We start from the raw sequence: 23,612 nt of genomic DNA on the forward strand, positions 1-23,612 counted from the left end.
CCCCTGAGAACGAAAGGAGCTGATCCATGCGCCGCCTTCTCATGCCGTTTCTGTGGCTTGGCAAGGTATTGCATTGGCTCCGGGTGAGCGTCCTCAACCTGCTCACCTTGGCGATTCTCGTCATCATCATTGTTGGGCTGATTGCGCATTTTTCGCCGCGGCACGTTGCTGTGCCCAAGGGTGCAGTCCTTTGGGTCGAGCCCCAAGGCAGCCTGGTATACAGCCAGAGCAAGTCCTGGGAAAGCCAGCTCCTACAAAAAATCCAACCATCACAAGAACATATTCTGTTACGCCACCTGGTTGCCAGCATCGACCATGCGGCAACCGATCCGCGGATTCACGTCATGGCGTTGGACCTGCGTGGCTTCGGCGGCGGCAGCCTCACCCAGTTGCTCACGGTTGCCCACGCACTGCAGCGCTTTCGCGCCCAGGGCAAAACCATCTATGCCTATGCGCCAGACTACTCCACCGGCAACTATCTGCTTGCCGCCCAGGCCAATGAGGTCTTTCTGCCCGAACTAGGGATGGCATTGGTCACCCCCTTTTCCGATCATCAGCTCTATTTCAAAGGGCTCCTGGACAAACTTGGGGTTACCGTCTCGGCCTTTCGCCAAGGCAAATACAAGTCTGCAGTAGAGCCCCTGACGCGCAACGACATGTCCCCAGCGGCAGAGGAGGAGAACCGCGCATGGCTGGCAACCTGGTGGCAGGCCTATGTCCAGGCCGTGGATCAGGGGCGAGGGCTATCGGCGCCGGTCCTGCAAAATTATGCCGTTCAGCTTCCCCAGCTCTTGCAGAAAGCCCAGGGCAATGCCGCACAACTCGCCCTGCAGACCAAGCTGATCAACCAGATTGGCGATGCCGAGGACTTTCGCGATACCGTTGCCAAGGCCGTTGGGGAAAAGCCCGAAAAATTGCGGCGGATTGGCTGGCAGCGTTATTTTGCGAGTTTTGCAGCGCAACGCCCAGAAGCTGGGCCGGAAATAGCCGTAGTCCCCATCGACGGCATGCTGGTGCCGGGGGATATGGAGGAGCAAGGGGTGGTGGCGGCAGAACCGACCGTGCGCCAGCTGGACCACTTGCGCCATGAGAAGGACGTCAAAGCGGTCATCCTGCAGGTCAACAGCCCCGGCGGGGATGTGAATGCCGCCAATGTCATTCGCCGCGCCATTCTGCGACTCCGCGCGGCGGGCAAGCCGGTGGTAGTCAGTATGGGGACCCTTGGCGCCTCGGGGGCGTACTGGCTCTCTACCGCGGCTGAACGCATCTATGCCGAACCGACGACGATTGCTGCCGACATCGGTGTCTTCGTGCTGTTTCCGGATTACTCGGGTTTGTTGCACAAGTTGGGGGTAGGCTACTCCGGTGTCGGCAGTGTAGCGCACAGCCCCAGCTTGTCACCCTATGCGCCACTGGGAAAACCCGAGCAGCAGGCCATGCAGGCCGTGGTCAATCACATTTACGCCCATTTCGTGGGACTGGTGGCCAAAGCTCGTCACCTGCCCTTTGCCCAAGCAGAAAAGGACGCCCAGGGACGTGCCTGGAGCGGGGTAGACGCGTACCACCTGGGCTTGGTGGACGGCCTGGGGGGGATGGCAGAAGCGGAAAAGGCCGCGGCGCAGCTCGCCCACCTCAAAAGCGGGCACTACCATCTCGATTATCTGCCGCGCCCGGAAGGCAGATCCTCCTTGGCAGAACTGCGCTCCTGGGCCTTGGCGAGCCTGGGCCCCTCTTTGCCCGGGGGGATGGGCAAGGAAGCCCTGAACGATGCAGATTTGCTCCTGTATTTTTCTCGTCCTTATGGGATCTTTGCCTACCTTCCCATCGACCCGCAGCTATCCTAGAAAACCTTCAGCCCGCGAAGCGGTAACCATCGGCATCCTTACCCCGGATCCGTCGCCAGAGTACCTGTCCGCTCAGACGATTGGCGACCACGATAAAGACCTTGCGATACTGACCTGGGGGACAGTTCAACGCCTGCACGGCGTGCCAGGAGCGATCCGTCTGGGCAAAAAGAAAACTTTGATTCCCCAGGACTTGTGAGGCGCCCACCGCGCGCAGGTCAGCGTAATCCGGCGCCGAGTGGCGCGGCCAACGACCTGCATCATCCGCCAGGACCAGGGTCTGCCCACCCCAGGACTCCTCCCAATCCGCCGGCGTATTGCAGTAAAAGATGTGAGAGCCGATCTTGCGCCGGGCATCGGTATGGGGCGATACCGAGGCGCCGGCAGGGGCATAGTGCCAATGCATGGTGAGAATCACGGGGCTGCGCGGGCGCAACCCCAGCATCTTGCGCCAGAAATCCAGGTAGGCGGGTGAATGCAGCTCGGCAATGAACTGCCGCCAGAGGGGCGAAAGTTGGGGATCAAGGCCAGGGCGATACTGCAAGGCCAAACGATCGTGATTTTTTTGCCCGTGGGCGCGGGTCTTGCCGATGTGGTTTTCAAAGAGCTCCAAAGCCGGCAGTTGTGCACAGAGCTGGGGGAAAAGTTCCGGTCGGATGAAATTGCTGATCCGCAACCATGGGTAGGGCTCCGTCCGCTGAAAATCCCTCGCCCCCGCCAGGCACTGCTGAACCACCATATCCTCTATGACTTCCATCATCCCCTGTCTCACCATGCTTGCTGTTTACAGTACAATATACATTATCCCCGTTGTGATGATGGGCCGTAAACCGGTACCCTGCGTCGATGCATATTGCTCCTTTACGCTTTGGCGCACTGGAGGTCCCCTTGTGGATTCCGGTGACCCTCTTTGCTGCCGTTATGCAGACCTGGCGGACAGGTCTACAGGCACGCCTCAAGGGCACCTTGAGTGTCGATGCCGCAAGTTTTGTTCGCTATCTCTATGCCCTGCCCCTGGAATTTTTCGCGCTGCTGGTCTTGCTACTCCATTTTGGCAGCGAAGCTTTTTGTCGTACCCAACTCGAATTCCTGCTCTACTGCCTAGCGGGTGGCATTGCGCAGATCCTCGGCACGCTCTTTCTAGTCCGGTCCTTCCACAGCCGTGGCCTGGTAGCCGGTACCGCCTATGCCAAGACGGAAGCGGCGCAGCTGCTGGTCCTGACTACGCTCTTTCTCGGCGCCGAATTACATGCCGTGGCAATCCTCGGCATCATCTTCGCGTTTGTAGGGGTTCTGCTTCTTTCGGGGCAGGGTTTCGCGTTGCTCGGTCGCGATTTCTGGCGCGGCCTGGGGCAGCCGGCAGCGCGCAACGGCTTGGCAGCCGCCCTGTCTTTCGCCCTGGCCGCCATCGCACTGCGAGCGGCCAGCGAGCATGGCAATCCGCAATTACCCATATTGGCCTTGGGGCTGTGGATCCTGGTGGTCACCAACACCTTGCAGACATTTTTACAAGGCTCCTGGTTGCTGCTGCGCAAGCCAGTGGAGCTGCGGGCAAGTCTTCACCATTGGCGCATTGCCTGGCCGATCGGTGTAATTTCGGCCCTCGGTTCCTGGGCCTGGTTCAGCGGCTTTGCCTTGACCCAAGTGGCGTTGGTGCGCGGCCTGGGGCAAATCGATACGCTGCTGGTTTTCTTCTTCGGCCACAAGATCCTGAAAGAACGCTTGGGACGTAGGGAAATCCTGGCCACCTTGCTCATCGTGCTGGGCGCACTGTGTATTGTGGCGCCGGATATTCATTGGCACGGCTGAGTCTCAGCTCTCCCGCGCCTTGCGCCCACGCAACAAGGCCCAAATCAGCAGAAGCAGACTGATAGCGAGGTAGGGCTCGTTGCCATAGCGGGCGAACGGGGTCTCCCCAGCCATGGGCTGAATGCGGGCATTGAGGGCGGCGTAGCTGAACTGCGGGAGTTGCGCCAGCACCTGCCCTGTCGGCAGGATGACCGAGGTAATCCCGGTATTGGTGGCGCGAATATCGGGCTTTTGTTCCTGCAGGGATTGCATCTGCGCCATCTGCAAGGTCTGGGCCGAGGCTGTACTGTGGCCATACCAAGCATAATCGCTACTATTCACCAGAAATGTGGCCCCCTGTACTACGCCCTTGCGCACATCGCGGGAGAAAGACTCCTCATAGCAAATGGTCATTCCCGCCTCTTGCCCATCTACAGGCAGCACCGATGCTCCCTGCCCCGGCGTGAAACTGCCGAGGCCGGGCAAGAAGTGATGGACCAAGGGACCCAGGATATGAGGAAAGGGGATATATTCGCCAAAGGGGACGAGGTGCTCTTTGCGATACCAGCGAATCGGCTTCTGGCCATCGATTTCCATGGTGGCATTGTAATAGCGACCCTGAGCATCTTCCGGAATGCCAATCATCAGGGTGCTGTGATGCTTGGCCGACCACTCCTGTAATTGCTGAATGAGCAACGGAATTTCCGTCTGAAAAATGGGGAACGCCGTCTCCGGCAACACCACAAGCTCAGTGCCTGCAGGGCTAGCGACAATCAGGCGCACATAGCGATCGAGAATGTCATTGATGCGAGAGGCGTTCCATTTTTGGGAGATCGGGATATTCCCCTGCAGCAAGCGCACCTGCAGCGGTGCGCCTGCAGGGTGGGTAAACCGGACCGTGGCGGCAAACAGGCTCACGGCAAAGATCAGCAGGATCGCTGAAGCACCCATGGACCAGACTGCCGCCTCGCGCCGACGGCTGAGGATCCACGCGCCAATACCCGCCACGCCTGCGGTGGCCAAACCAACGCCGTACTGACCGAGCCAGGGGGCGATGCCAGACAGGAAGTCTCCGGTCTGGGTGTAGCCGACCGCCAACCACGGAAACCCCGTCGCGATCCGGGCGCGGAGAAACTCGGCAAAGACCCAGAACAGGGGCATCAACCACCACCGGCTCCGCGATCTGAAGCGCCGGGCGATGCCCATCGCCAGGGCAGGATACAGCGCGCAATACGCCGCCAGGAGCGCCACCGCAGCGCCGGCCAGGGGCCAGCCCATGTGCGCAAAATTGTGTAGGGTGATGGACAGCCAGTACACCCCGGAACTGAAGGCGCCAAAACCAAAGAGAAAGCCCAACCCCGCGGCGCGACGCGGGGAGGCGCTGTACTGCACCAGAAAAAACAGGAGCCCCAATAACACAAAGGCGAGCCAGGCCTGATCAAACGGAGCAAAAGCCAAGGGCCAAAGCCCCCCCAAAAATAGGGCAAGGAGAAGTTGCCAAAGTCGGCGTGAGGAAGAAGAAGGCATGCCGGTTAGAGGCTCGAATCGGCTTCGCGTTCCACCGGCATGACCCCGGACGCCGGAGTGGGTGCGGCCAGACGGAAGGTCTGCACACGCCGTCGGTCGGCACGCAACACCTCCAGATGCAGGCCCTGAACGGTCAGTTTTTCCCCCATCCGCGGAACATGGCCCAGTTCACGACTGACCCAACCCCCCAAGGTGTCCGCATCCCCATCATCTAGCTGCACCTGAAATGCCGCATTAAAATCTTCCAGCGGAATCAGCGCATTGACCAGATAGTCCCCATCTTCCCGGGGAACGATCATCACGTCTTCATCGATGTCATATTCATCCTCGATCTCGCCGACAATGATCTCCAACACGTCTTCAATGGTAACCAATCCCGCAACCCCACCATACTCGTCCACCACCAAGGCCATATGATGCCGGCCCGTACGGAATTCATAGAGCAACTGATTGAGATGCTTACTGTCCGGGATATAGGTGGCGGGACGCAGCAGGTCGGTCAGATTCGGTGCGGCACTACCCTGTTGACAGGCACGCAGCAGATCCTTGGCGAGCAGAATGCCACGGACATCATCGCGATCGTCATCCACCACAGGGAAGCGGGAATGTCCCAGCTCCACGACCCGCGCGATGATCTCCGGCATCGGACTGTCCATCTCGATGACTTCCATCTGCGCCCGGGGGATCATCACGTCGCGCACGGTCAGTTCGCCGATACGGAAGATGCCGTCGATCATCTGTGCCGCTTCAGCGTCGATGATCTCCCGCTCACTCGCCTCGCGAATCAGTTCCAGCAGACCTTCCTGATCCTCGACATTACCCCGCAGAGACTGGGTAAAACGCTCCCACCAACTGCGGGAGCGCTCGGTACTTCGGTCTTCACTCATTGCTCTGGATTCGATACGGGTCGGCCACACCCAATTGGGCCAAGAAACGGATTTCCAAGGATTCCATCTGCTCCGCGTCCTGCTTTTCTTCATGGTCGTAACCAAGCAGGTGCAGGGTGCTATGAATGACCAGATGTCGATAATGATCGCGCAGGGGCTTACCCTGCTCCTTTGCCTCGCGCGCAATGACTGCTGGACAGAGCAATATTTCCCCCAGCGGACGGCGGCGACCGGGCCAGACTTGCTCCGGCGCCGGAAAGGAGAGGCAGTTGGTGGGCTGCGCCCGCTGGCGAAACTGGCCGTTGATCGCGGCAATTTCTGCGTCACTCAGGCAGTGCAGGGAGATCTCCAGGGTCTGGCCGTCGTCCACCGTATCCGTCAAAGCGAGGGCGATGGCGGCACGCAGGAGACGCCGTGCCGGGATCCCCGCTAGCTCGGCAACGCTCAATTCCGGGCTACACTGCATCTGCAAAACGAAACTCGGGCGGCTCATGGCTCGGCGTTGCGACGATCATAAGCCTGGACGATGCGCGCCACCAGCGGGTGGCGGACTACATCGGCACTCTGAAAAAAACTCATGGACACCCCTTCGACATCATTGAGGATATCAATGGCCTGGACCAGCCCGGAGGGCTGGCCACGCGGCAGATCCACCTGCGTAACATCGCCGGTAATCACCACCTTGGCACCAAAACCCATCCGCGTCAGGAACATCTTCATTTGCTCCGGCGTTGTATTCTGCGCCTCGTCCAGGATGATGAACGATTCGTTGAGGGTACGGCCACGCATATAGGCCAAAGGTGCCACCTCGATGATCTGTCGCTCCATCAATTTCGCCACCTTCTCGAAACCGAGCATTTCATACAACGCATCATAGAGAGGGCGTAAATAGGGATCGACCTTGTCCGCGAGACTCCCCGGGAGAAAGCCCAGACGTTCGCCCGCCTCCACGGCCGGACGCACCAGGACCAGGCGCTGCACCTGCTGCTTATCGAGCTGCTCGACGGCAGCAGCGACAGCGAGATAGGTCTTGCCGGTGCCTGCCGGACCGACACCAAAACTCAGATCATGCTCGCGAATGGCTTGTAGATATCGTCGCTGCCTGGGGCCGCGCCCATGAATCCAGCCCTTGCGGGTCAGGATCCCGGCGATCTGCGCCGAATCAGCGTCATTCTCCGCCTCGACGGACACCGATTGTATGCACTGATGAACCCACTGCCGGGTCAGCGCCCGGCCTTGCCGGACCTGCCTATAGAGCTGCTGCAAGACATCCGCGGCGGCCTGCACGGCCGCCGTTTCACCACTGAGGTGATAACGTTCGCCGCGCTGAGAAATCACCACACCTAGGCGGCGCTCGATCTGCTTCAGATGCGCATCGAGCTCGCCGCCCAGTTCCGCCAGCTGCGGCGCACTGGCATTTTCTGCGATGAACTCGGCATGTTCTGTCTGCGCGAGGGCGGAGGGGGGCTCCATCCGGTCTACTCAGGAAACGGCGCGCATGGGGATCAGGCGCCCGCGCAGACTGTTGGGCAGGGCCTCTGTGATCTCCACCGCCAGCATCTGTCCGGCCAGACCCGCCGGCCCGGGGAAATTCACCGAGCGATTGCAGCCCGTCTTGCCCGTCCATTCGGCCGCATTGCGCCGGGAAGGCCCCGTGACCAAGATCTCTTGCACCGACCCCACCAGGGCCCGACTGTAGTCTTGCGCCAGCTGGTTGACCCGCCCTTGCAGGATGGCCAGACGCTCCTCCTTGACGGGCTCGGGTACGCTGTCCTTCAACTTCAGGGCCGGCGTATTGGGACGCGGGCTGTATTTGAAGGAGAAGGACTGATCAAAGCGCACCTGCTCGATAAGGTCCATGGTGGCCTGGAAATCGGCATCGGTCTCGCCGGGAAAGCCGACGATGAAATCCGAGGAAAAATGGATCTCTGGCCGTGCCTCCCGCAGGGCCGCTACCTTGTCCAGGTACTCGGCGATGCTGTGCTTGCGATGCATGCGCCGCAGGATACGATCCGATCCACTTTGGACCGGCAGATGCAGGTGCGGCGCTAACACCGGCAGATCGCGATGGGTGGCAATCAGGCGCTCATCCAGGTTGTTGGGGTGGGAGGTGGTATAGCGCAGACGCCGCAGCCCTGGTAAGGCAGCCAAACGTCGCAGGAGTTCCGCGAAATCCGCATCACCGATGAGCCCCGAAGGCGCCCGATAGGCGTTGACGTTCTGGCCCAACAGGGTGATTTCCGCCACCCCCTGCTCGAGCAACTGCCGCACCTCGCGCACGATCTCCGGCAGTGGCCGGCTGTATTCCCGCCCACGGGTGTGGGGCACCACACAGAAGGTGCAGAACTTGTCACAACCTTCCTGTACCGTCACGAAAGCCGTTGCCCCCTCCCGCCCCGGGCGTTCGGGCAGGCGATCAAACTTTTCCAATTCTGGAAAACTCAGGTCGACCTGGGGCTGCTGCTCCGCCAGTCGGGCGTCGAGCAGGTCGGGCAAGCGGTGCAAGGTCTGGGGTCCAAACACGATGTCCACGAAAGGTGCGCGGCGGCGCAGCTTTTCCCTCTCTTGGCTCGCCACACAGCCGCCCACGGCAATGAGGGGCTGGGGCTCACGCTCTTTCAGGGGGCGCCAGAAACCCAACTGGGTGTAGACCTTGTCTTCCGCCTTTTCGCGGATGGAGCAGGTGTTGAGGATGAGGAGATCCGCCGCTTCCGGGGTATCCACCAGTTCGAGGCCGTGGCTGCGCGCCAGCAGATCTGCCATGCGCTCCGAGTCGTACTCGTTCATTTGGCAGCCAAAGGTTTTGATGTAGAGGTGCTGCAAGTTCGCTTCCAAGACTCCCTTTCAAAACGCCATGATACGAGGGGGACGGGGGGCTGGCAAGGCAAATGCACCTTTTGGCGCAGCGAATATTTCAAGGACAGGCCAAGAATGCCCGCCACTCACTCTCAGGTACCGCAAAAGGTGCGAAACGGCCCCAAATTTGCCGGCATGGGCGCGCTGTAGGAACGCCACTCTGGACGCGCCACGTAGGGTGCGGCCAAGACCGCGAGCAATGCTTCCAGGGGTTGGCGATCTTGCTCCTCCACCGCCGCCACAAGGGCAATTTCGACCTGATGATTGCGGGGGATGTAGATGGGATTGATGGCGTCCATGGCGGCACCCACGGCTGCCAGCGGCCGCACAGTTCCCACCCGCGCCAACCAGCGTTCGCGCCAAGGCGCCCAGCTTTCCGGAACGGGTGGAATCCCCAGGCGGTCCTGCTCCGCCGCAGGCAAACCCTGTAACTCGGCACTCAGACTGCGGAAGGCCAAGGTAAAATCCGCCTGCTCGGCATCCAACAGTTGCAAGAGGTCCTCGAACAGGGGATCATCGCCCTCGCCCACCTCTGTAATCCCCAGTTTTTGCGCAAAAATCTCGCGCCAGGCCTCTTGGTAGAGGGCCGGGAAGCGCTGCAAGACCGTCGTGAGCTGGGCAATGGCCTGATCCACATCATCGTTCACCAAGGGCACCAGGCACTCGCCCAGCCGCACCAGATTCCACTGGCCGATGCGCGGCTGTTCACCGTAGGCATAGCGACCATTCTGATCAATGGAACTGAACACGGTCCCCGCATCGTAGGCGTCCATGAAGGCACAGGGGCCAAAGTCGATACTCTCCCCGGCAATGCTCATGTTGTCCGTATTCATGACGCCGTGAATGAAGCCCACCCCCATCCATCGGGCAATGAGCCGGGCCTGACGCTGCATCACCGCCTCGAGAAAGGCGAGATAGCGCTCCCCGCCAGAAAGTGCCAAGAGATCCGGGTAGTGCCGCGCGATAGCGTAGTCGGCCAAGCGCCGGAGTAGCTCATCCTGCTCGCGCACGGCGACGAACTGAAAGGTACCCACCCGCAAGTGACTCGCCGCCACCCGCGCCAAGATCGCGCCGGGCAAGGGCCGCTCTCGCTGTACCGCCTCGCCGGTCGCCAGCACGGCCAGGGCACGGGTGCTGGGGATCCCCAGCGCGTAAAAGGCCTCTCCGATCAGGTACTCACGCAGCATGGGGCCGAGGGCGGCCTTACCATCACCACCACGAGAGAAGGGGGTACGGCCCGAACCTTTGAGATGCAGATCCCAGAGCTGACCTCGGGGATCACGAATTTCACCCAGCAGCAATGCTCGTCCATCGCCGAGCTGGGGGTTGAAGACGCCAAACTGATGTCCAGCATAGCCTTGCGCTACCGGTCGACTGCCAGAGGCCAGACGCTGCCCGGAAAGCAGGGCCGCCCCCTCCTTGCGCAACGCCTCTGGCGACAGACCCAGACGCGTAGCCAGCCCTTCGTTGAGGAGCAGAAGTCGCGGATTGGGAATGACAGCGGCCTGCCACTCGACGTAAAGACCTTCGAGTTCCTTGGCAAAATTGCTTTCCAGATGCAGTTCCGTGTCCATAGCAGGTTCTCCTATCGCACGCCCACAATGACAGAATGCGCAGTGCGCAAGCAAGGCGTGCCGGTGCTATGCTTGCGCCATGCAGAATGGAATGCCCGCCTCTCGCTTACGCCGCAATCGGCGCTGGGCGATCGCCCTCCTCCTGTTGGCCTTTGCGCTCTTTGTTGGCTCGGCGCTGCAGCAGGGTCAAGGCGTTTATGCCTGGACCCTGGCTGCCAGCGAGGCGGCGATGGTAGGTGCCCTGGCCGACTGGTTTGCGGTGGTCGCGCTATTCCGCCACCCGCTTGGCCTACCCTTTCCTCACACTGCCATTCTCCCCCGGCGCCGCGATCAACTGGCGCAACGCCTGGCCGAATTCATCCGCACACACTTTCTCCAGGAAGACGCCATTCTGCGCCTGCTCGGACGCTACTCTATGGCGACAGGCTTGAGCAACTGGCTCCAGCGTCCCAAAAATCGCGACCTGCTCGCGGAACAAGGGCAGCAGCTCCTCTATCGAACGCTGCAACTGGCGCAACTCGAACCCTTCCGGCAGAGCTTGGCGACGAGCCTGGCGGCGCAACTGCGACGTCTGGACCTTTCGCATTGGACAGCACAAGTACTACAGCTCTTGACCGAAGACGGGCGGCACCAAGCCTTACTTAGCGACGCCATCGCGCAGCTCGATGGGTGGCTCAGCCAAGATTCGGTCCAGGAGGAACTCGCGCAGCAAATCGAAAGACTGTTGCAACGCGCCTACCCCAAGCTCTTCTCTTGGCTGGGAGCGGTCATCGATCCCGCTAGCCTCAGCCAAAATCTGGCGCGTAATTTCGTGCGGGCAGCGCAGGAAACCCTGCATGACATTCACCAAGATCCGGAACACCCCAAGCGCCTGGCTTTCGATCAATGGCTGCGCCGCAATCTGCAGCGCCTGCAGCAGGATCCAGCGCTGCAGCAACGTATTCGGGGCTGGCAGGAAGGGCTGCTGGAGCACCCCGCAGCGCGAGACTACGTCTACCGCGTAGTAGCGGATCTACATCGCTGGTTGCTGCGCGACCTGCAGGCGCCGCACTCCCGCAGTCGGCGCCTCTTGCGCCAAGGCGCGGGGTGGTTCGGCGGCCTGCTCGCGACCCAGCCAGAACTGCGTCAGGCCATCGATGGCTACGTAGAGGACAGCGTGCGTCGCCTCTTTCCGACCCTGCAAGACAGCTTCACCCAGCATATCGAGGATACCATCCGTGCCTGGCCCATGGCGGATATGATCCGCGTCCTGGAAGAAGGCATTGGCAGTGATTTACAGTACATTCGCATTAACGGCACCGCCGTTGGCTTTTTCCTTGGATTAGTCATCCATGGCTTGTTTTTGCTGCTGGGATGGCTCTGACTGGCTTGTTCTGGCCCTGGCACCAAAGTGCATCGTGCCAAATGGAGCAGGAAAATGTCGCCGATGTACGTAACCACTGGTTCATGGAGGACTAAGGCACGGAACACTTTTTGCAAGGCGATTCACTCCAAAGGTCATTACCCAAATGAGGAGTTCATCATGAAGCCGTTGCTCATCAGCACCCTCGCTTGCGCCGCCCTCCTGTGCAGCAGCGTCGCCTTTGCCGCCAACGCCAACGAGGCGCAGCAGGCCATCAGCGCCGCGAAAACGGCAATGGCGAAAGCCGAGAGCATTCATTACCAGTGGTTAGCCACCCCCAAATTGCTCAAGGAAGCGGAAGCCGCAGAGAAGAGTGGGAAATATGATGAGGCAGTCAGCAAAGCCCAGCATGCGGAGGAGTTGGCCAAGCTATCCTACGCCCAAGGCGAAGCACAGGCGAAGAAATACGGGGTAAGCCTGGGCCAGAACGGGATTACGCTGAACTAAGGGGAAGCAGACGAAGCTCCACCCCTGCATTGCGCAGTAACTCCGCGGCGGCAGCCTGCTTGCGCGCCGCCGCAGCTGTAGCCGTGAAATGCAAGCTCAGCGGTGCCCGCGCTGTGCTGATGGAATCGGGCTCCCGCTGCAGCAACAAGCGGTAGAGCTGGCGAGCAACACCGTCATTGCCGTCGTATACCGCCATTCCGCCAGACCACGCAGATATTTCCTCGCGCAACCAGCAATAGTGCGTACAACCCAAGACCAACGCTTGGGCTGCTCCCAGCGCCGGCTCGATGTGTTCGCACCAGTATGCTTGCGCACGCACGCGCCAGTCCGGCGCCTGCTCCTCAATGATTTCCATCCAGCCGGGGCAGGCCAGGGCTCGCACGCGCCCCCCACCATCCCGGTCCCGCAATAGTTGTGCGAGCTTGCTACCGCGCACGGTAAGCTCCGTCGCCAACAACAGAATTTCCCCTTCGCTCTCCTGCAGCGCCACCTTGATTGCTGGCTCGATGCCGATCACCGGCATTCGCGCCTGTTGGCGCAAGGGCAAAACAGCAGCACTGGTGGCGGTATTACAGGCAATCACCAGGGCATCGACGCCCAGTTCGAGAAAATGCGCGTAGGCGGCCCGGGTATACTGACAGACCTCCTCCGCCGTGCGATCGCCGTAGGGCGCATGCGCGGTGTCGGCAAAGAAAAAATACTCTGCTGTGGGCAGATAGCGCGTACAGGCGAGCCAGGTGGTCAACCCCCCCAGGCCGGAATCAAAGACACCAACGCGCATCAATCGAACAAGACTTCTCGTGCCAGGAGGGCCGCGCCGCGCATACCCGCTTCGTCACCCGCATTTCCGGGAGCGATTTCGACCGTATCGCGTAACGCTGGAATCATGCTGTCGCGCAGAGACGTCTCCAGTGCCGCTCCAAAGCAGTTCCAGGCACCACTCAAGCCACCACCGATTCGGATTTGCCGACAGTCGAGCACTTTGACCACGTGTGCCAAGGCCTGCCCCAGATGCTCGGCCAAGGTTTGAAACGCACGCTGCGCCCCAGGGACCCCATCCTGCGCGAGCTGGGCAATGATTTTGGGATCAGCATTCATCCCCGTGTATTCCAGGTAGCTGGAGATCAGTCCCTGGGCGGAGGCATATTGCTCCAGGCAGCCTTGATTGCCGCAACCGCAACGACGTCCGCCGGGCACCACCGTCAGATGGCCGATCTCCATGGCGGCCCCGCCTTCCCCACGCCAAGGCCGCCCAGATTGGATCCAGCCGCCGCCAACCCCAGTTCCCAAGCCCACATAGATCAAGGATTGGGCTGCATGATTCTGCTGCCGCAATGCCCAAAATTCCCCAAAGGCCGCAGCATTCGCATCATTCTCCAATAACACGGGCAGCTGCAGGGTATCGGCCAGTGCGGATTCGAGAGCAAATTTCTCTAAGTGCGGGATGTTGGGAGATTGTCGCAACACACCCTCTGCAGTAACGAAACCGGGAAAAGCGACACCCACAGACGCAATTTCTGGGCACTGCTCCCGCAAACGATGGTAACCACCCGCGAGAGCCTCCAATACCAATTTTTGCGCCGCTTCTGCGGTACCTGCCTGGGCACAGCGCTCGCGCAGATTCATTTCGGTGCGATAACTGGCTACACACTCCACGTCAGCAAAGACCCCAAAGCGCAGGTTGGTACCACCGACATCCACACCAAGGTGTAAAGTAGTCATGAGCGTATCACCTGGACCGTTACCGATTCTGCAAAGCTCTTGCCGGCCCACTCCCAGATCCATTCCAAGACCCATGCTTGCATGATCTTTTCAAAGCCCGCCTCCGATTGGGACACGGTGCGCTGTGGCCAAGCCTGCCATTGCACCGGGGTGGAGAAATGAATTTCTACCCGGCCGCCAAGCACGGCATCGTCCAGGCAAAATCGTTGTGCCAGCCCCGACAACTCTGCCGCAAAACCGCCCACGACGCGATCATCAACGGATAAGCAGCCAGCAGGCCCGTCACAGCTCGGCATCGCCAGATACAGACGGGTGCGCAATTCAGGAGCCACCTCATCCCCGGCCCGGGTGCCAGCATACCGAACGGAAAGCTGGCCGCGCTGCAGGGCAAAAGCTTTGTCGATTTGCCCGCTGCCAAGCTGTCCGCGGAACTGGGGGTTTTTCGCTGTTCCGGTTACGGCCTGATAGCCGATCGCCTTGCCATCTACCGTATCGATGAAACTCTGACAAGGCAGCTCATCGAAAACCAGATCCTCACTGTGGATGGCTGTCTTGAAACTGATTCGATCATGTGCGGAGGCAATGCCCCCCTCGTGCTCCGCCGCCTCCGCGCTTTCCCCCTGGCGAATCTTGTCGTAGTAGGCCTCATCACGGCGCGCCAGGGTGTCGCCAAAGTCATGGGCGCTGGGATAGTGATTCCACTCCTGGATACTGGCGTAGGGGAGATGTAGGATGATCTGCGTCTCCGCATCGTGATAGAAGCACTCCTCTCGGCCGTCGAGATCGACGTCCTCCCAACACAGCGGCGGCCGCTTGCGCAACTGATCCAGCCCTGCTTCCAAACGGGTAAGGTGATGGTGGATCGCACGCCGCAGGTGGGGCAAATAAATCCCACCAAAAAGTCCGTGCCAGTAGGCATCATTGGCCTGCGCCGCATGCAGGTCAGCGCGCAAAGTGTCGGACTGCAGCCGTTTGGGTAGGGCATGAAAGCGCGCCGACAACTGCAGCATCCGCTTGTGCATCCAGTTAGATTCCGGATAGCGATGCAAGAACCCCTTCCAGATCCCCCCGCGGATCAACGCTTTGCGCGTATCCAGGCGGCCAGCGTCGCGTTCCTGCTGAAGAAACTGATCATAAACCCGCGCCACGTTGGGACTCAGGGTCCATTCATTCATTTCGCTGTAGGACACGGTCGGTAGGTAGATCATGCCGCGCGGACGCTGTGCCTGCCGATAGGCCTGGAAATGAAGCGGCTGGATTTGCTCGGCAGCAAGGACCGCCTCGATGAACTGGGCTAACCAGCCGCGCTCGTAGACCCAGTCGTAGGTTTCTGGCCAGAGGCCAAATTTTTCGATGTCGTCGAAGTAAATGGCCGCACTGCCTGGTTGCCGCGCAGCTTGCTCCTGGAGAAAAGCGATGGCATCCGTCACCTGGGAAAAGGGCAGGCGATAGCGCAGCGCTTCGGAAATGGGGAAGACATCAATCGCCTGACCATTCTCCTCGGTGCGGTAGAACCCGCCCAGTTCCTGGCTTTCCAGTCCCGCACAAAGGAAATGGTAATCATCGACCACCACATAGCGAATTTCTGCATCGACCAGAGCGGGTACGACCGCAGGATCCCAGACTCGTTCCGTTAGCCAGGCGCCAACGGGGCGTTGGCCAAAATATGCCTGCAGACGCGCACTCATCGACTGCAACTGCTCGAGGCGATCGATTTGCGGAATGGCTGCCAAGACCGGCTCCTTGTCTCCCGCACCAACCAATTCCACCTGGCCCCGCGCCACCATATTGCGCAGAAGTTCGAAGGTTGCCGGATGAAATTCGGCAATGTGGGCCAGCAACCAGCCGCTGCTGTGGAAGGCAAAAACGAATTCAGGGTAACGCTCCAGCACCTCCAGAAATGGGTGATAGCAGCGCAGTACGGCGTCATCGACTACCGCAGGAAAGTTTCCAATCGGCTGGTGGGCGTGAACCCCAAAGAGGAAAGGCAGGGCATCGGACATCTGTCAGCTTCCTTCTGCTTGACCACGGCGCATGGTACCACCAGACTCGGCACTGCCACCGCCAGCGCTGATGGGATGATCGAGTTCGGCCGGCGCGGGTCGCTGCAACAGCGCATAAAGCTGGCGCAAATGATCGCGATACAAGTGATCGAAATCCCGCACGGCCTCGCCTGGATTGTAGTCACCGAACCACCAGAACCAGTCCGACCCTTCACAGCGGGCAAGCTGCTGACGGATTTGCTCCTGATGCTGCGCGTCGAAGCTGGCGATTTCCTGATCGACTGCCGTCTTGGCATGACAGAGCAGATCCCAGGCACGGTTCTTGGCCGGATCACCGATCCAGGTGCTGAAATTGCCATAGACCCAACTGCCGGAGGCAAGGACCGGCAGGGCTTGTGCCGCGTCCCCATGCTCCCGCACATAGTCTGCAAAGGTACAGAGCTGAAGGTGGGGGTGATTGCTCAGGGCACGATAGAGCTCCCCCAGAAAGTAAAAGCCATTGTAGGGATAATATTCCCAGGCATTTTCACCATCGAGAATAACGCTCACGATCGGTGCCTGCTGCCCCTCCGTCGCTCGCCAGATCCCCTCCAGGCGCTGGACGAAATCCGTCGCTGCATCATGTCCAGACCAGGTCTTGTAATCAAAGCCAATGCGATCGGAAAGGGCATCATCACGAAAAAACAAATGCGGCCCTTGCCCCTGCAAGCGATAAGCACGATAGAGATAGTCAGCTCGCCCTTGCGCCGCGCTGGAGTCGGGATAGGAATGGGCCAGGCTGCGACCCAACACTCCCTCTCCTGAGGCCGTCCACTGCAACCCTTCCGCGCCAAGCAAAGCGACAAAATCGGCAGAAATACCCCCTTCTGCAGGCCAAATCCCCTGCGGGGCGCCGCCAAAATGCTCGGCATGACTGGTCAACGCATCCTGCAACTGTGCTTTAACCCGCTCCGCCCCGCCTGGATACTGCGCGCAATCGGGTAACGGCGCAGCGGGCAGACCATCTCGCGCCGCATGGAAGTCCAACAACAGGGGGGCGATGGGATGTTGATAGGGGGTACTGGAGATTTCGATCTGCCCCGTCTGGGCTAGCGCGCGATAGCGTGGCAAAAGACCGGTAATCGTCTCTCCCAAACACTGCAGGAGGGCACTACGGTCGGCAAAGTCGAAGCCACTGCCCTTGGCCATGAGCCGCTGTATGAGCGAGCTGCGCCGACGCAAGGTCTCCCCCGTCCAGGCCAAGTGGTACCAGACCACAAGATCGGCAAGATATTGTACGGACAGATAATCGCCCATCTCCGCAGCATCCTGGCGAATGAATTGCCAGAGATCATACAGTCGCCGATACGCGGGAAAGGGATTGAGCATGTGCTCGGGATCCAAGCGAAAACACTGTTCGAGCAGTGCATGGCGCAGCGTGACGTCGAGGGTTTTCAGGTTCGGCGTGGCCAAGGCCAGCAGCAACGGATCGCGGAACTCCTGGCGCTGAAATTGGGCACTGTAATCGTCCAGTTGCTCCACAAGAACTGGAACAAAATTGAACACCGCCCGCGCCAGAGGGTTGTCCTCCAGATGCGCAAGCATATCCACGTAATCCTTACAGGCATGCAAATAGGTCCAGGGGAAGCGATACACGCCCTGGGCATCACGATAGTCAGGTTGATGCATGTGCCAGCAGAACACCACGTGCAACGATCGCGCCGGTGTCATGAGGCTATCTCACGAAGTGGAGTTGCTGACCGAGAGACTCCGGGGTAATCAGGGTCACCCCATTGGGCGTCCGATGGAAGCGCCGCGCATCCTCTTCCGGATCTTCTCCCACGACGAGGCCAGCGGGAATGATCGCACCCTTGTCGACGACCACCTTGCGCAGTCGCGTGCCTTCTCCCAAACGCACATTCGGCAGGATGACGGAATCCTCAACCAAGGTATGGCCATCATTGACCCGCACGTTGGAGAACAGCAGGGAGCGACGCACGGTAGCACCACTGATAATGCAACCGCCGGAGACGATGCTGTCGAGGGCCATGCCGCGCCGACCATCGTCATCAAAGACGAATTTGGCCGGCGGCAGTTGCTCCTGATAGGTCCAGATCGGCCAGCGGCTATCGTAGAGATCGAGATCCGGGGTCACATGGACGAGATCGATGTTCGCCGCCCAATAGGCATCTATGGTGCCCACATCGCGCCAGTAACAGCGATGGCTGTCGGAACCCCCCAGCCCGCTGGTCACACAACTGTGGCGGAAGCGATGCGCCATGACGCGATAGCGGGAGACCATATAAGGAATCAGGTCCTTGCCAAAATCATGCTCGGAGTGGCGATCATCGGCGTCACGGATGAGCTGTTCATAGAGAAAATCCGTATTAAAGACGTAAATGCCCATGCTCGCCAGCGCCTTCTCCGGGTGCCCCGGCAAGGGGCTGGGATCGGCGGGCTTTTCCGCAAAGCCGACGATCCGATCCTCATGGTTTACGGTCATCACACCAAAGGCGCGGGCCTCATGCAGCGGTACCTCAATGCAGGCGACACTCATATCCGCCTGGCTCTGCACATGTTCGGCAAGCATCTGGCCGTAATCCATGCGGTAAATATGGTCGCCCGCCAAGACAATGACATAGCGCGGCCGATGGGCGCGCAAGATATCGATGTTCTGAAAGATGGCGTCGGCGGTACCTTTGTACCAACCGGTGTTCATCCGCTGCTGCGCGGGGAGGATTTCGATAAATTCACTGAATTCACCGCGCAAGAAACCCCACCCCAACTGTAAGTGGCGAATCAAGCTGTGCGCCTTGTACTGGGTAAGGACACCGACGCGGCGGATACCCGAATTGATGCAGTTGGAGAGACAGAAATCGATGATGCGGAACTTGCCACCAAAAGGGACCGCTGGCTTGGCCCGCCAATCCGTCAAGGGCCCGAGGCGACTGCCACGTCCGCCCGCCAAGACCAGAGCCAAGGTATTTTTGGTGAGGTTGCTGACAAAACGCGGCGAATTGGCAACGCTAGCACTGACGGCTTCGGGCATAGAGGCAACTCCGGAGGCTGATGGCTCAAATGACTTCTCGAGTACAAGTACAGTATAGCGGTTCTGCCGAGGCTTCCTTCTTCCTGCTACTCTATAGAGGAAAGTACTCCATACGGGGTGAACGGGGCAAGCGGTCTGGAGCAGAAGGAAAAGGAAAGGCGCAACATGACAAACCATCGCAGTCCAGTGGGATTCTGGCAATTTACCCGCGAGTTTTTCCGCGATCCGCGCGGTATCGGTGCGCTATTTCCCAGCTCGCCCTTTCTTGCCCAGCGCATGGCTGGGTTGGTTCCAGCAGGCCCAGGGGCGGTGATTGAACTCGGTCCCGGCCTCGGGCCCGTCACCCGTGCCCTTCTGGAAGGCGGCATCAGCGCGGCAGACCTCGTTCTCGTTGAACGTTCGGCCAACATGGTCAGCCATTTGCAGCAGCAATTCCCCAAGGTAGAAGTCATCCACGGTGACGCTGCAGAACTGTCGACCCTGGTTGCGGGCCGCCTGCCTGCCCGCGCGATTGTCTCCAGCCTGCCACTGCGCACTATCCCGCCCCAGATCGTACAGCGTATATTGGCGGAATTTCCCAAATGTGCCCGCCCGGGGACCGCGTTCATCCAATTCACCTATCATCCCCTCAGCTCCTGTTCGGGCTTGAGCGCCCGCTTCGCACACAATCGGGCCAGCTACGTCTGGCGCAACCTGCCGCCGGCGCGGGTCGATCGCTTCCTCTTTGGCGATTGACCACCCAAACAAAAGCCCGGATCATGGCGGTTCATGAGAATTTCCCGTCGCCGCCGTTTCCATGCGAGCCGAACCCTTTGGCCGTGGCTCCGTCTTCCCGCCTCCCTCACTGCCGCATTGCGGCGCGCGTATGGCGCACCCCAGTGGCCGCGGGCCCACGTATTGGCTTGTGGACGTGGGCGCCCACGACGGGAAGAACGACAGGCCTTGGGGCTGGCGCGGGGCGCGTGGGTATTTTGGCGGGAGGTGGAGTTACATGGGACTGACCCGCAAAAGCCTGCAGTATGGGCACGTTCCAGCTTTCCCTTGCGCGCCATCAGTCAGGGTTTGCAGCCGCTGACACGACATGGCAGTCGACCCATCGGGAATACGCTGTTTCGCCACCGGCGCTTGCGACGCAGCCCAATTCAGATAAAGGTCAGCCCCGTCTTTGGTGGCAATCGCCGCTACCGCCGGAGCTCGGTCCTGCAACGGGGGGCACGGCGCATCTGGGTAGAAGAACATCTTTTACCCGACCTTCCGCGCTGGCGCGGACGCGGACGATGAGCTATCCTTGGCAGGAGGGCCTCTCTGCCTACGCTGCGTTGATGCGTATCGATCGCCCCATCGGCACCCTGCTCTTATTGTGGCCAACCTATTGGGGACTCTGGCTCGCCGCACAGGGAACACCGTCTCTCCAGCTGTTTCTGATTTTCACTCTAGGCACCTGGCTGATGCGCTCGGCGGGCTGCGTGATCAACGATTATTTCGATCGCGACTTCGACCGCCAGGTGGCCCGCACCCGCAATCGCCCCCTGGCCAGTGGGCGCATCCGTGCCCGCGAAGCGCTGCTGTTCTTCGTCATTCTCTGCCTGCTGGCGGCGGCATTGCTCCCCTTCCTCAATCGCCTGGTGTTCTATCTGGCCCTAGTGGCGGTCGTCATCAGCGCCAGCTATCCACTCTTCAAACGCTTTACCCATTTGCCGCAGGCCTTTCTCGGCCTCGCTTTTTCCTTCGGTATTCCCATGGCTTTTGCCGCCGTACAGGACCGCATCCCCGCTATGGCGTGGTGGCTGATGTTGGCCAATGCCTGTTGGGTGATTGCCTACGATACCGCCTATGCCATGGCCGACCGACCCGACGATCTGCGTGCCGGTATCCGCTCCACCGCCATTCTTTTCGGGCGCTTCGACTGGCTCGCCATTGCCGTGTTGGAAATCGTCATGCTGGCCATTTTGCTCGGCATTGGTCTGAGCTTGCGCTTGGGGTGGCCCTACTGGTTCAGCCTCCTTGGCGCAGGGGCGCTGTTCCTCTATCAACAGACGCTATTGGACGGTGACCGAGACAAGGCCTTTCGCGCCTTTCTGCACAATAATTGGGTGGGTCTCTGGATTTTCTGGGGCCTGGTGGCATCCCTGGGACATGCTTGAACGAAGAATCGTCAGATACTTATACACAGTCCAAACATTCCCCAGCGACTGCAGGCACAAATCAAGAGCTTAGAGATGATTTTGAAAAATATCATTATAAACAATGAATTAACGATGCCTATTTTGTAGGCATGAGGAAAAAGCGTAGATGACTCAGGGTCTTTGCCCCATTGAACCCATTTCACTCACAGACTTATCCACAGAAATTGTGGGCAACTGATGACGGATGATACAAACTGTATCGAAGTCGTGACGCTAACGCCCCTCGCGCAGCGTTTCAGCTATCGCTGCAGGACCCCGCTCCCCGAGCCGGGATGCCGTGTCCACGTACCTTTCGGGCGGGGCGAGCGCATCGCCATCGTCACCGGCAGCAGTCCCTGCCCTGAAGGTGTCCAGATCAAGGATGTCCGCACCGTCCTGGACCAGCAGCCACTGCTTCCCAAGGCCCTGCAAGCACTGCTCGAGTTCGGCAGCAACTACTACCATTATCCCCTGGGCGGCGCCTGGGCCACCGCCTTGCCGGCACGCCTCTGCCAAGGAGAACCCCTACCCACCCCGAAGCCAGAGCTGTGGAAACTGCGCAGCGATGCCACCCTCCCGCAGAGCGGTTGGGGACTGCGGCAAAGCGAACTGCTGCAACGCCTGCGGCGTGGCAATCTGCGCATGACAGAGCTTGGCAGTGGCGACCGACAGCGTATCCGCCAATTTCTCGCCGCGGGGTGGATAGAGGCAGCACGGGAATCGCCGCGCCTCCATGAAACTCCCCTGACTCTGCGTCCGGAACAACAGCAGGCGGTGGCGGCCATTCGCGCGGCGTGCGGTTTTCAACCCTTCTTGCTCGATGGCGTCACCAGTAGCGGGAAAACGGAAGTCTACCTCCAGTCCATGGAACCCCTGCTATTGGCCGGGAAACAGGTGCTGCTCCTGGTGCCGGAGATTGCCTTGATCGGCCAGACCTATGAACGGTGCGTCCAGCGCTTCGGCGCGACGGCGGTGGCTGTCTACCATTCCGGACAGGGTGATGCCGAGCGCCTGCGGGTCTGGGAGCGAGCGCGCAGCGGCAGCCTCTCCATCCTCCTCGGTACCCGCTCCGCCCTGTTTGTGCCGCTTGCTCGCCCTGGCCTGCTGATCGTCGATGAGGAACATGACCCCTCCTACAAACAGCAAAGTGGCTGGCTCTACTCTGCCCGCGATCTGGGCCTACGGCGCGCCCAACTAGAGGAGCTGCCCATCGTTCTAGCCTCCGCCACGCCGGCGCTGGAAAGCCTCTACAATCGCCAGTGCGGACGCTATGCGGATCTGCGCCTGCGTGAACGCGCGAGCGCCCAGAACATTCCGCAGATCGAGATCCTGCCCCTGCGCAAAAAACGTCTTCTGGGAGGGCTGGATCCATCCCTATTGAGCGCCTGCGCCGAAACCCTCGCCAGCGGCCAACAAGCCTTGTTTTTTCTCAATCGACGCGGCTATGCGCCTGCCCTGCTCTGCCACGATTGTGGCCATGTACCGCACTGCCGCCGGTGTAGCGCCCCCCTAACCTGGCACCGTCGCCAGGCGCGCCTGCGCTGCCATCATTGCGGGTGGGAAGCTCCAGTACCCCAGCGCTGTCCGAGCTGTGGCGGTGACGGGATGAATGGTATCGGGATGGGTACCGAAGGGCTGGAACAATTTCTCCAGGAGCGCTTTCCCAATATCCCGATCCTGCGCGTTGACCGCGATGAGGTCCACACCCCACGTCAGCTCGCCGAACGCCTGCAGGCAATCCGCTCCACCCGTCCCGCCATCCTGCTCGGCACGCAGATGCTGAGCAAGGGGCATCATTTCCCCGACGTTACCCTAGTGGGGATTGTCGATGTCGACCAGGGCCTTTACAGCGCCGATTTTCGCGCTGGCGAGCGCCTGGCGCAGACGGTGATTCAGGTTGCCGGTCGATCCGGGCGTGGAGACGCTCCCGGACGGGTGCTGCTACAGAGCCACCTGCCCGAGCATCCCCTCTTGCTTGCCCTGCAGAGTGGCGATTACGGCACGGCCGCGGCCCAGTTACTGCGCGAGCGGCAGCAGGCCGGTCTGCCCCCGCTACGGGCGCTGGCCCTGCTCCAGGCCGAAGCCCAACGGGTGGAACCAGTCTATGCCTTCCTGCACGCAGCCCAGGAGTACTTCCAAGGGTCGTTGGACTGTAGTGGTCCGGTTCCAGCACTTCTCGAGCGCCGCGCGGGTTTTCATCGCGCCTATCTCTGGCTGGAATCGACTAGTCGCCCCCTGCTGCAACAGGTTCTCGGCGCCAGCATGCCGCAAATCCCATCCCTGCCCGGCGCGCGGCGCGTGCGCTGGAGCCTGGATGTCGACCCACAGAACTTCTAGTTGTCAGGTTCAGCCATTCTACTGTTTGTATC

At 60.4% G+C, this 23,612-nt stretch carries 20 protein-coding genes; 8 read left to right on the forward strand and 12 right to left on the reverse strand.

The window, feature by feature from the left end; all coding sequences use genetic code 11:
• The first annotated feature begins 26 nt into the window (after positions 1-26).
• Complete coding sequence (gene sppA / locus M5D89_RS00815; RefSeq protein ID WP_248883841.1) at positions 27-1,844, forward strand: signal peptide peptidase SppA; 1,818 nt, start codon at positions 27-29, stop codon at positions 1,842-1,844.
• Positions 1,845-1,851: 7 nt separating this feature from the next.
• Here the strand turns inward: sppA and M5D89_RS00820 are convergent, their stop codons facing one another.
• The gene (locus tag M5D89_RS00820) at positions 1,852-2,604 is read right to left on the reverse strand and encodes a 2OG-Fe(II) oxygenase (RefSeq protein ID WP_248883842.1); all 753 of its coding nucleotides are present in this window, start codon (positions 2,602-2,604) and stop codon (positions 1,852-1,854) included.
• A 128-nt stretch (positions 2,605-2,732) separates the two neighbouring features.
• Between M5D89_RS00820 and M5D89_RS00825 the strand changes: the two genes are divergently transcribed.
• Complete coding sequence (locus M5D89_RS00825; protein WP_248883843.1) at positions 2,733-3,653, forward strand: EamA family transporter; 921 nt, start codon at positions 2,733-2,735, stop codon at positions 3,651-3,653.
• A 3-nt stretch (positions 3,654-3,656) separates the two neighbouring features.
• Here M5D89_RS00825 and lnt read toward each other — a convergent pair whose 3' ends face one another.
• The 6 genes from lnt to M5D89_RS00855 all read right to left on the reverse strand — a co-directional run bounded on the left by lnt (position 3,657) and on the right by M5D89_RS00855 (position 10,476).
• Positions 3,657-5,159, reverse strand: a complete 1,503-nt coding sequence (gene lnt / locus M5D89_RS00830) for an apolipoprotein N-acyltransferase (RefSeq protein ID WP_248883844.1) — start codon at positions 5,157-5,159, stop codon at positions 3,657-3,659.
• A gap of 5 nt (positions 5,160-5,164) precedes the next feature.
• The gene (locus tag M5D89_RS00835; RefSeq protein WP_248883845.1) at positions 5,165-6,046 is read right to left on the reverse strand and encodes a CorC family transporter; all 882 of its coding nucleotides are present in this window, start codon (positions 6,044-6,046) and stop codon (positions 5,165-5,167) included.
• Positions 6,039-6,539, reverse strand: coding sequence for an rRNA maturation RNase YbeY (gene ybeY, locus M5D89_RS00840; RefSeq protein ID WP_248883846.1), 501 nt, complete (start codon positions 6,537-6,539; stop codon positions 6,039-6,041). Before ybeY ends, M5D89_RS00835 begins: the two co-directional genes overlap by 8 nt.
• The gene (locus M5D89_RS00845) at positions 6,536-7,519 is read right to left on the reverse strand and encodes a PhoH family protein (protein ID WP_248883847.1); all 984 of its coding nucleotides are present in this window, start codon (positions 7,517-7,519) and stop codon (positions 6,536-6,538) included. Before M5D89_RS00845 ends, ybeY begins: the two co-directional genes overlap by 4 nt.
• Before the next feature lie 9 nt (positions 7,520-7,528).
• The gene (gene miaB, locus M5D89_RS00850) at positions 7,529-8,869 is read right to left on the reverse strand and encodes a tRNA (N6-isopentenyl adenosine(37)-C2)-methylthiotransferase MiaB (RefSeq protein ID WP_248883848.1); all 1,341 of its coding nucleotides are present in this window, start codon (positions 8,867-8,869) and stop codon (positions 7,529-7,531) included.
• Between the two features lie 125 nt (positions 8,870-8,994).
• Positions 8,995-10,476, reverse strand: a complete 1,482-nt coding sequence (locus M5D89_RS00855; RefSeq protein WP_248883849.1) for a protein adenylyltransferase SelO — start codon at positions 10,474-10,476, stop codon at positions 8,995-8,997.
• A gap of 91 nt (positions 10,477-10,567) precedes the next feature.
• On the opposite strand from M5D89_RS00855, the gene M5D89_RS00860 reads away from it, so the two are divergent.
• Complete coding sequence (locus tag M5D89_RS00860; protein ID WP_248883850.1) at positions 10,568-11,839, forward strand: DUF445 domain-containing protein; 1,272 nt, start codon at positions 10,568-10,570, stop codon at positions 11,837-11,839.
• Between the two features lie 159 nt (positions 11,840-11,998).
• Positions 11,999-12,325: a hypothetical protein gene (locus M5D89_RS00865; RefSeq protein WP_248883851.1), complete on the forward strand. Its 327-nt coding sequence runs from the start codon at positions 11,999-12,001 to the stop codon at positions 12,323-12,325.
• On the opposite strand, the gene murI is transcribed toward M5D89_RS00865, so the two are convergent.
• From murI to glgC, 5 genes are read right to left on the reverse strand one after another with little or no spacing between them, the layout of a single operon-like run.
• Positions 12,312-13,106 carry a glutamate racemase gene (murI, locus tag M5D89_RS00870; protein WP_248883852.1) on the reverse strand — a complete coding sequence of 265 codons (795 nt, stop codon included), beginning with the start codon at positions 13,104-13,106 and terminating at the stop codon, positions 12,312-12,314. The genes M5D89_RS00865 and murI overlap by 14 nt on opposite strands.
• Positions 13,106-14,047, reverse strand: coding sequence for an ROK family protein (locus M5D89_RS00875; RefSeq protein ID WP_248883853.1), 942 nt, complete (start codon positions 14,045-14,047; stop codon positions 13,106-13,108). Before M5D89_RS00875 ends, murI begins: the two co-directional genes overlap by 1 nt.
• Positions 14,044-16,050 carry an alpha-amylase/4-alpha-glucanotransferase domain-containing protein gene (locus M5D89_RS00880; protein WP_248883854.1) on the reverse strand — a complete coding sequence of 669 codons (2,007 nt, stop codon included), beginning with the start codon at positions 16,048-16,050 and terminating at the stop codon, positions 14,044-14,046. The genes M5D89_RS00875 and M5D89_RS00880 overlap by 4 nt, the downstream gene beginning before the upstream one ends.
• A gap of 3 nt (positions 16,051-16,053) precedes the next feature.
• Positions 16,054-17,760 (reverse strand): glycoside hydrolase family 57 protein, encoded by a 1,707-nt coding sequence (locus tag M5D89_RS00885; protein WP_248883855.1) that lies wholly within the window; start codon positions 17,758-17,760, stop codon positions 16,054-16,056.
• Positions 17,761-17,764: 4 nt separating this feature from the next.
• Positions 17,765-19,078 carry a glucose-1-phosphate adenylyltransferase gene (glgC, locus tag M5D89_RS00890; protein WP_248883856.1) on the reverse strand — a complete coding sequence of 438 codons (1,314 nt, stop codon included), beginning with the start codon at positions 19,076-19,078 and terminating at the stop codon, positions 17,765-17,767.
• Between the two features lie 165 nt (positions 19,079-19,243).
• Between glgC and M5D89_RS00895 the strand changes: the two genes are divergently transcribed.
• The 4 genes from M5D89_RS00895 to M5D89_RS00910 all read left to right on the forward strand — a co-directional run bounded on the left by M5D89_RS00895 (position 19,244) and on the right by M5D89_RS00910 (position 23,580).
• The gene (locus tag M5D89_RS00895; RefSeq protein WP_248883857.1) at positions 19,244-19,813 is read left to right on the forward strand and encodes a class I SAM-dependent methyltransferase; all 570 of its coding nucleotides are present in this window, start codon (positions 19,244-19,246) and stop codon (positions 19,811-19,813) included.
• 33 nt (positions 19,814-19,846) lie between these two features.
• Positions 19,847-20,359, forward strand: coding sequence for a chorismate--pyruvate lyase family protein (locus tag M5D89_RS00900; protein ID WP_248883858.1), 513 nt, complete (start codon positions 19,847-19,849; stop codon positions 20,357-20,359).
• Positions 20,356-21,222: a 4-hydroxybenzoate octaprenyltransferase gene (gene ubiA, locus M5D89_RS00905; RefSeq protein ID WP_248883859.1), complete on the forward strand. Its 867-nt coding sequence runs from the start codon at positions 20,356-20,358 to the stop codon at positions 21,220-21,222. Before M5D89_RS00900 ends, ubiA begins: the two co-directional genes overlap by 4 nt.
• Before the next feature lie 219 nt (positions 21,223-21,441).
• Positions 21,442-23,580: a primosomal protein N' gene (locus tag M5D89_RS00910; RefSeq protein ID WP_248883860.1), complete on the forward strand. Its 2,139-nt coding sequence runs from the start codon at positions 21,442-21,444 to the stop codon at positions 23,578-23,580.
• The last annotated feature ends 32 nt before the right edge of the window (positions 23,581-23,612 follow it).

Source organism: Acidithiobacillus acidisediminis, assembly GCF_023277115.1.
Lineage (GTDB): Bacteria > Pseudomonadota > Gammaproteobacteria > Acidithiobacillales > Acidithiobacillaceae > Igneacidithiobacillus > Igneacidithiobacillus acidisediminis.

Excerpts from the sequence above, each read along its gene's own strand:
- sppA (WP_248883841.1), top strand. The coding sequence starts at position 27 with ATGCGCCGCCTTCTCATGCCGTTTCTGTGGCTTGGCAAGGTATTGCAT.
- M5D89_RS00820 (WP_248883842.1), bottom strand. The coding sequence starts at position 2,604 with ATGATGGAAGTCATAGAGGATATGGTGGTTCAGCAGTGCCTGGCGGGG.
- lnt (WP_248883844.1), bottom strand. The coding sequence starts at position 5,159 with ATGCCTTCTTCTTCCTCACGCCGACTTTGGCAACTTCTCCTTGCCCTA.
- M5D89_RS00835 (WP_248883845.1), bottom strand. The coding sequence starts at position 6,046 with ATGAGTGAAGACCGAAGTACCGAGCGCTCCCGCAGTTGGTGGGAGCGT.
- ybeY (WP_248883846.1), bottom strand. The coding sequence starts at position 6,539 with ATGAGCCGCCCGAGTTTCGTTTTGCAGATGCAGTGTAGCCCGGAATTG.
- M5D89_RS00845 (WP_248883847.1), bottom strand. The coding sequence starts at position 7,519 with ATGGAGCCCCCCTCCGCCCTCGCGCAGACAGAACATGCCGAGTTCATC.
- M5D89_RS00855 (WP_248883849.1), bottom strand. The coding sequence starts at position 10,476 with ATGGACACGGAACTGCATCTGGAAAGCAATTTTGCCAAGGAACTCGAA.
- M5D89_RS00860 (WP_248883850.1), top strand. The coding sequence starts at position 10,568 with ATGCCCGCCTCTCGCTTACGCCGCAATCGGCGCTGGGCGATCGCCCTC.
- M5D89_RS00865 (WP_248883851.1), top strand. The coding sequence starts at position 11,999 with ATGAAGCCGTTGCTCATCAGCACCCTCGCTTGCGCCGCCCTCCTGTGC.
- murI (WP_248883852.1), bottom strand. The coding sequence starts at position 13,106 with ATGCGCGTTGGTGTCTTTGATTCCGGCCTGGGGGGGTTGACCACCTGG.
- M5D89_RS00875 (WP_248883853.1), bottom strand. The coding sequence starts at position 14,047 with ATGACTACTTTACACCTTGGTGTGGATGTCGGTGGTACCAACCTGCGC.
- M5D89_RS00880 (WP_248883854.1), bottom strand. The coding sequence starts at position 16,050 with ATGTCCGATGCCCTGCCTTTCCTCTTTGGGGTTCACGCCCACCAGCCG.
- M5D89_RS00885 (WP_248883855.1), bottom strand. The coding sequence starts at position 17,760 with ATGACACCGGCGCGATCGTTGCACGTGGTGTTCTGCTGGCACATGCAT.
- glgC (WP_248883856.1), bottom strand. The coding sequence starts at position 19,078 with ATGCCCGAAGCCGTCAGTGCTAGCGTTGCCAATTCGCCGCGTTTTGTC.
- M5D89_RS00895 (WP_248883857.1), top strand. The coding sequence starts at position 19,244 with ATGACAAACCATCGCAGTCCAGTGGGATTCTGGCAATTTACCCGCGAG.
- M5D89_RS00900 (WP_248883858.1), top strand. The coding sequence starts at position 19,847 with ATGAGAATTTCCCGTCGCCGCCGTTTCCATGCGAGCCGAACCCTTTGG.
- ubiA (WP_248883859.1), top strand. The coding sequence starts at position 20,356 with ATGAGCTATCCTTGGCAGGAGGGCCTCTCTGCCTACGCTGCGTTGATG.
- M5D89_RS00910 (WP_248883860.1), top strand. The coding sequence starts at position 21,442 with ATGACGGATGATACAAACTGTATCGAAGTCGTGACGCTAACGCCCCTC.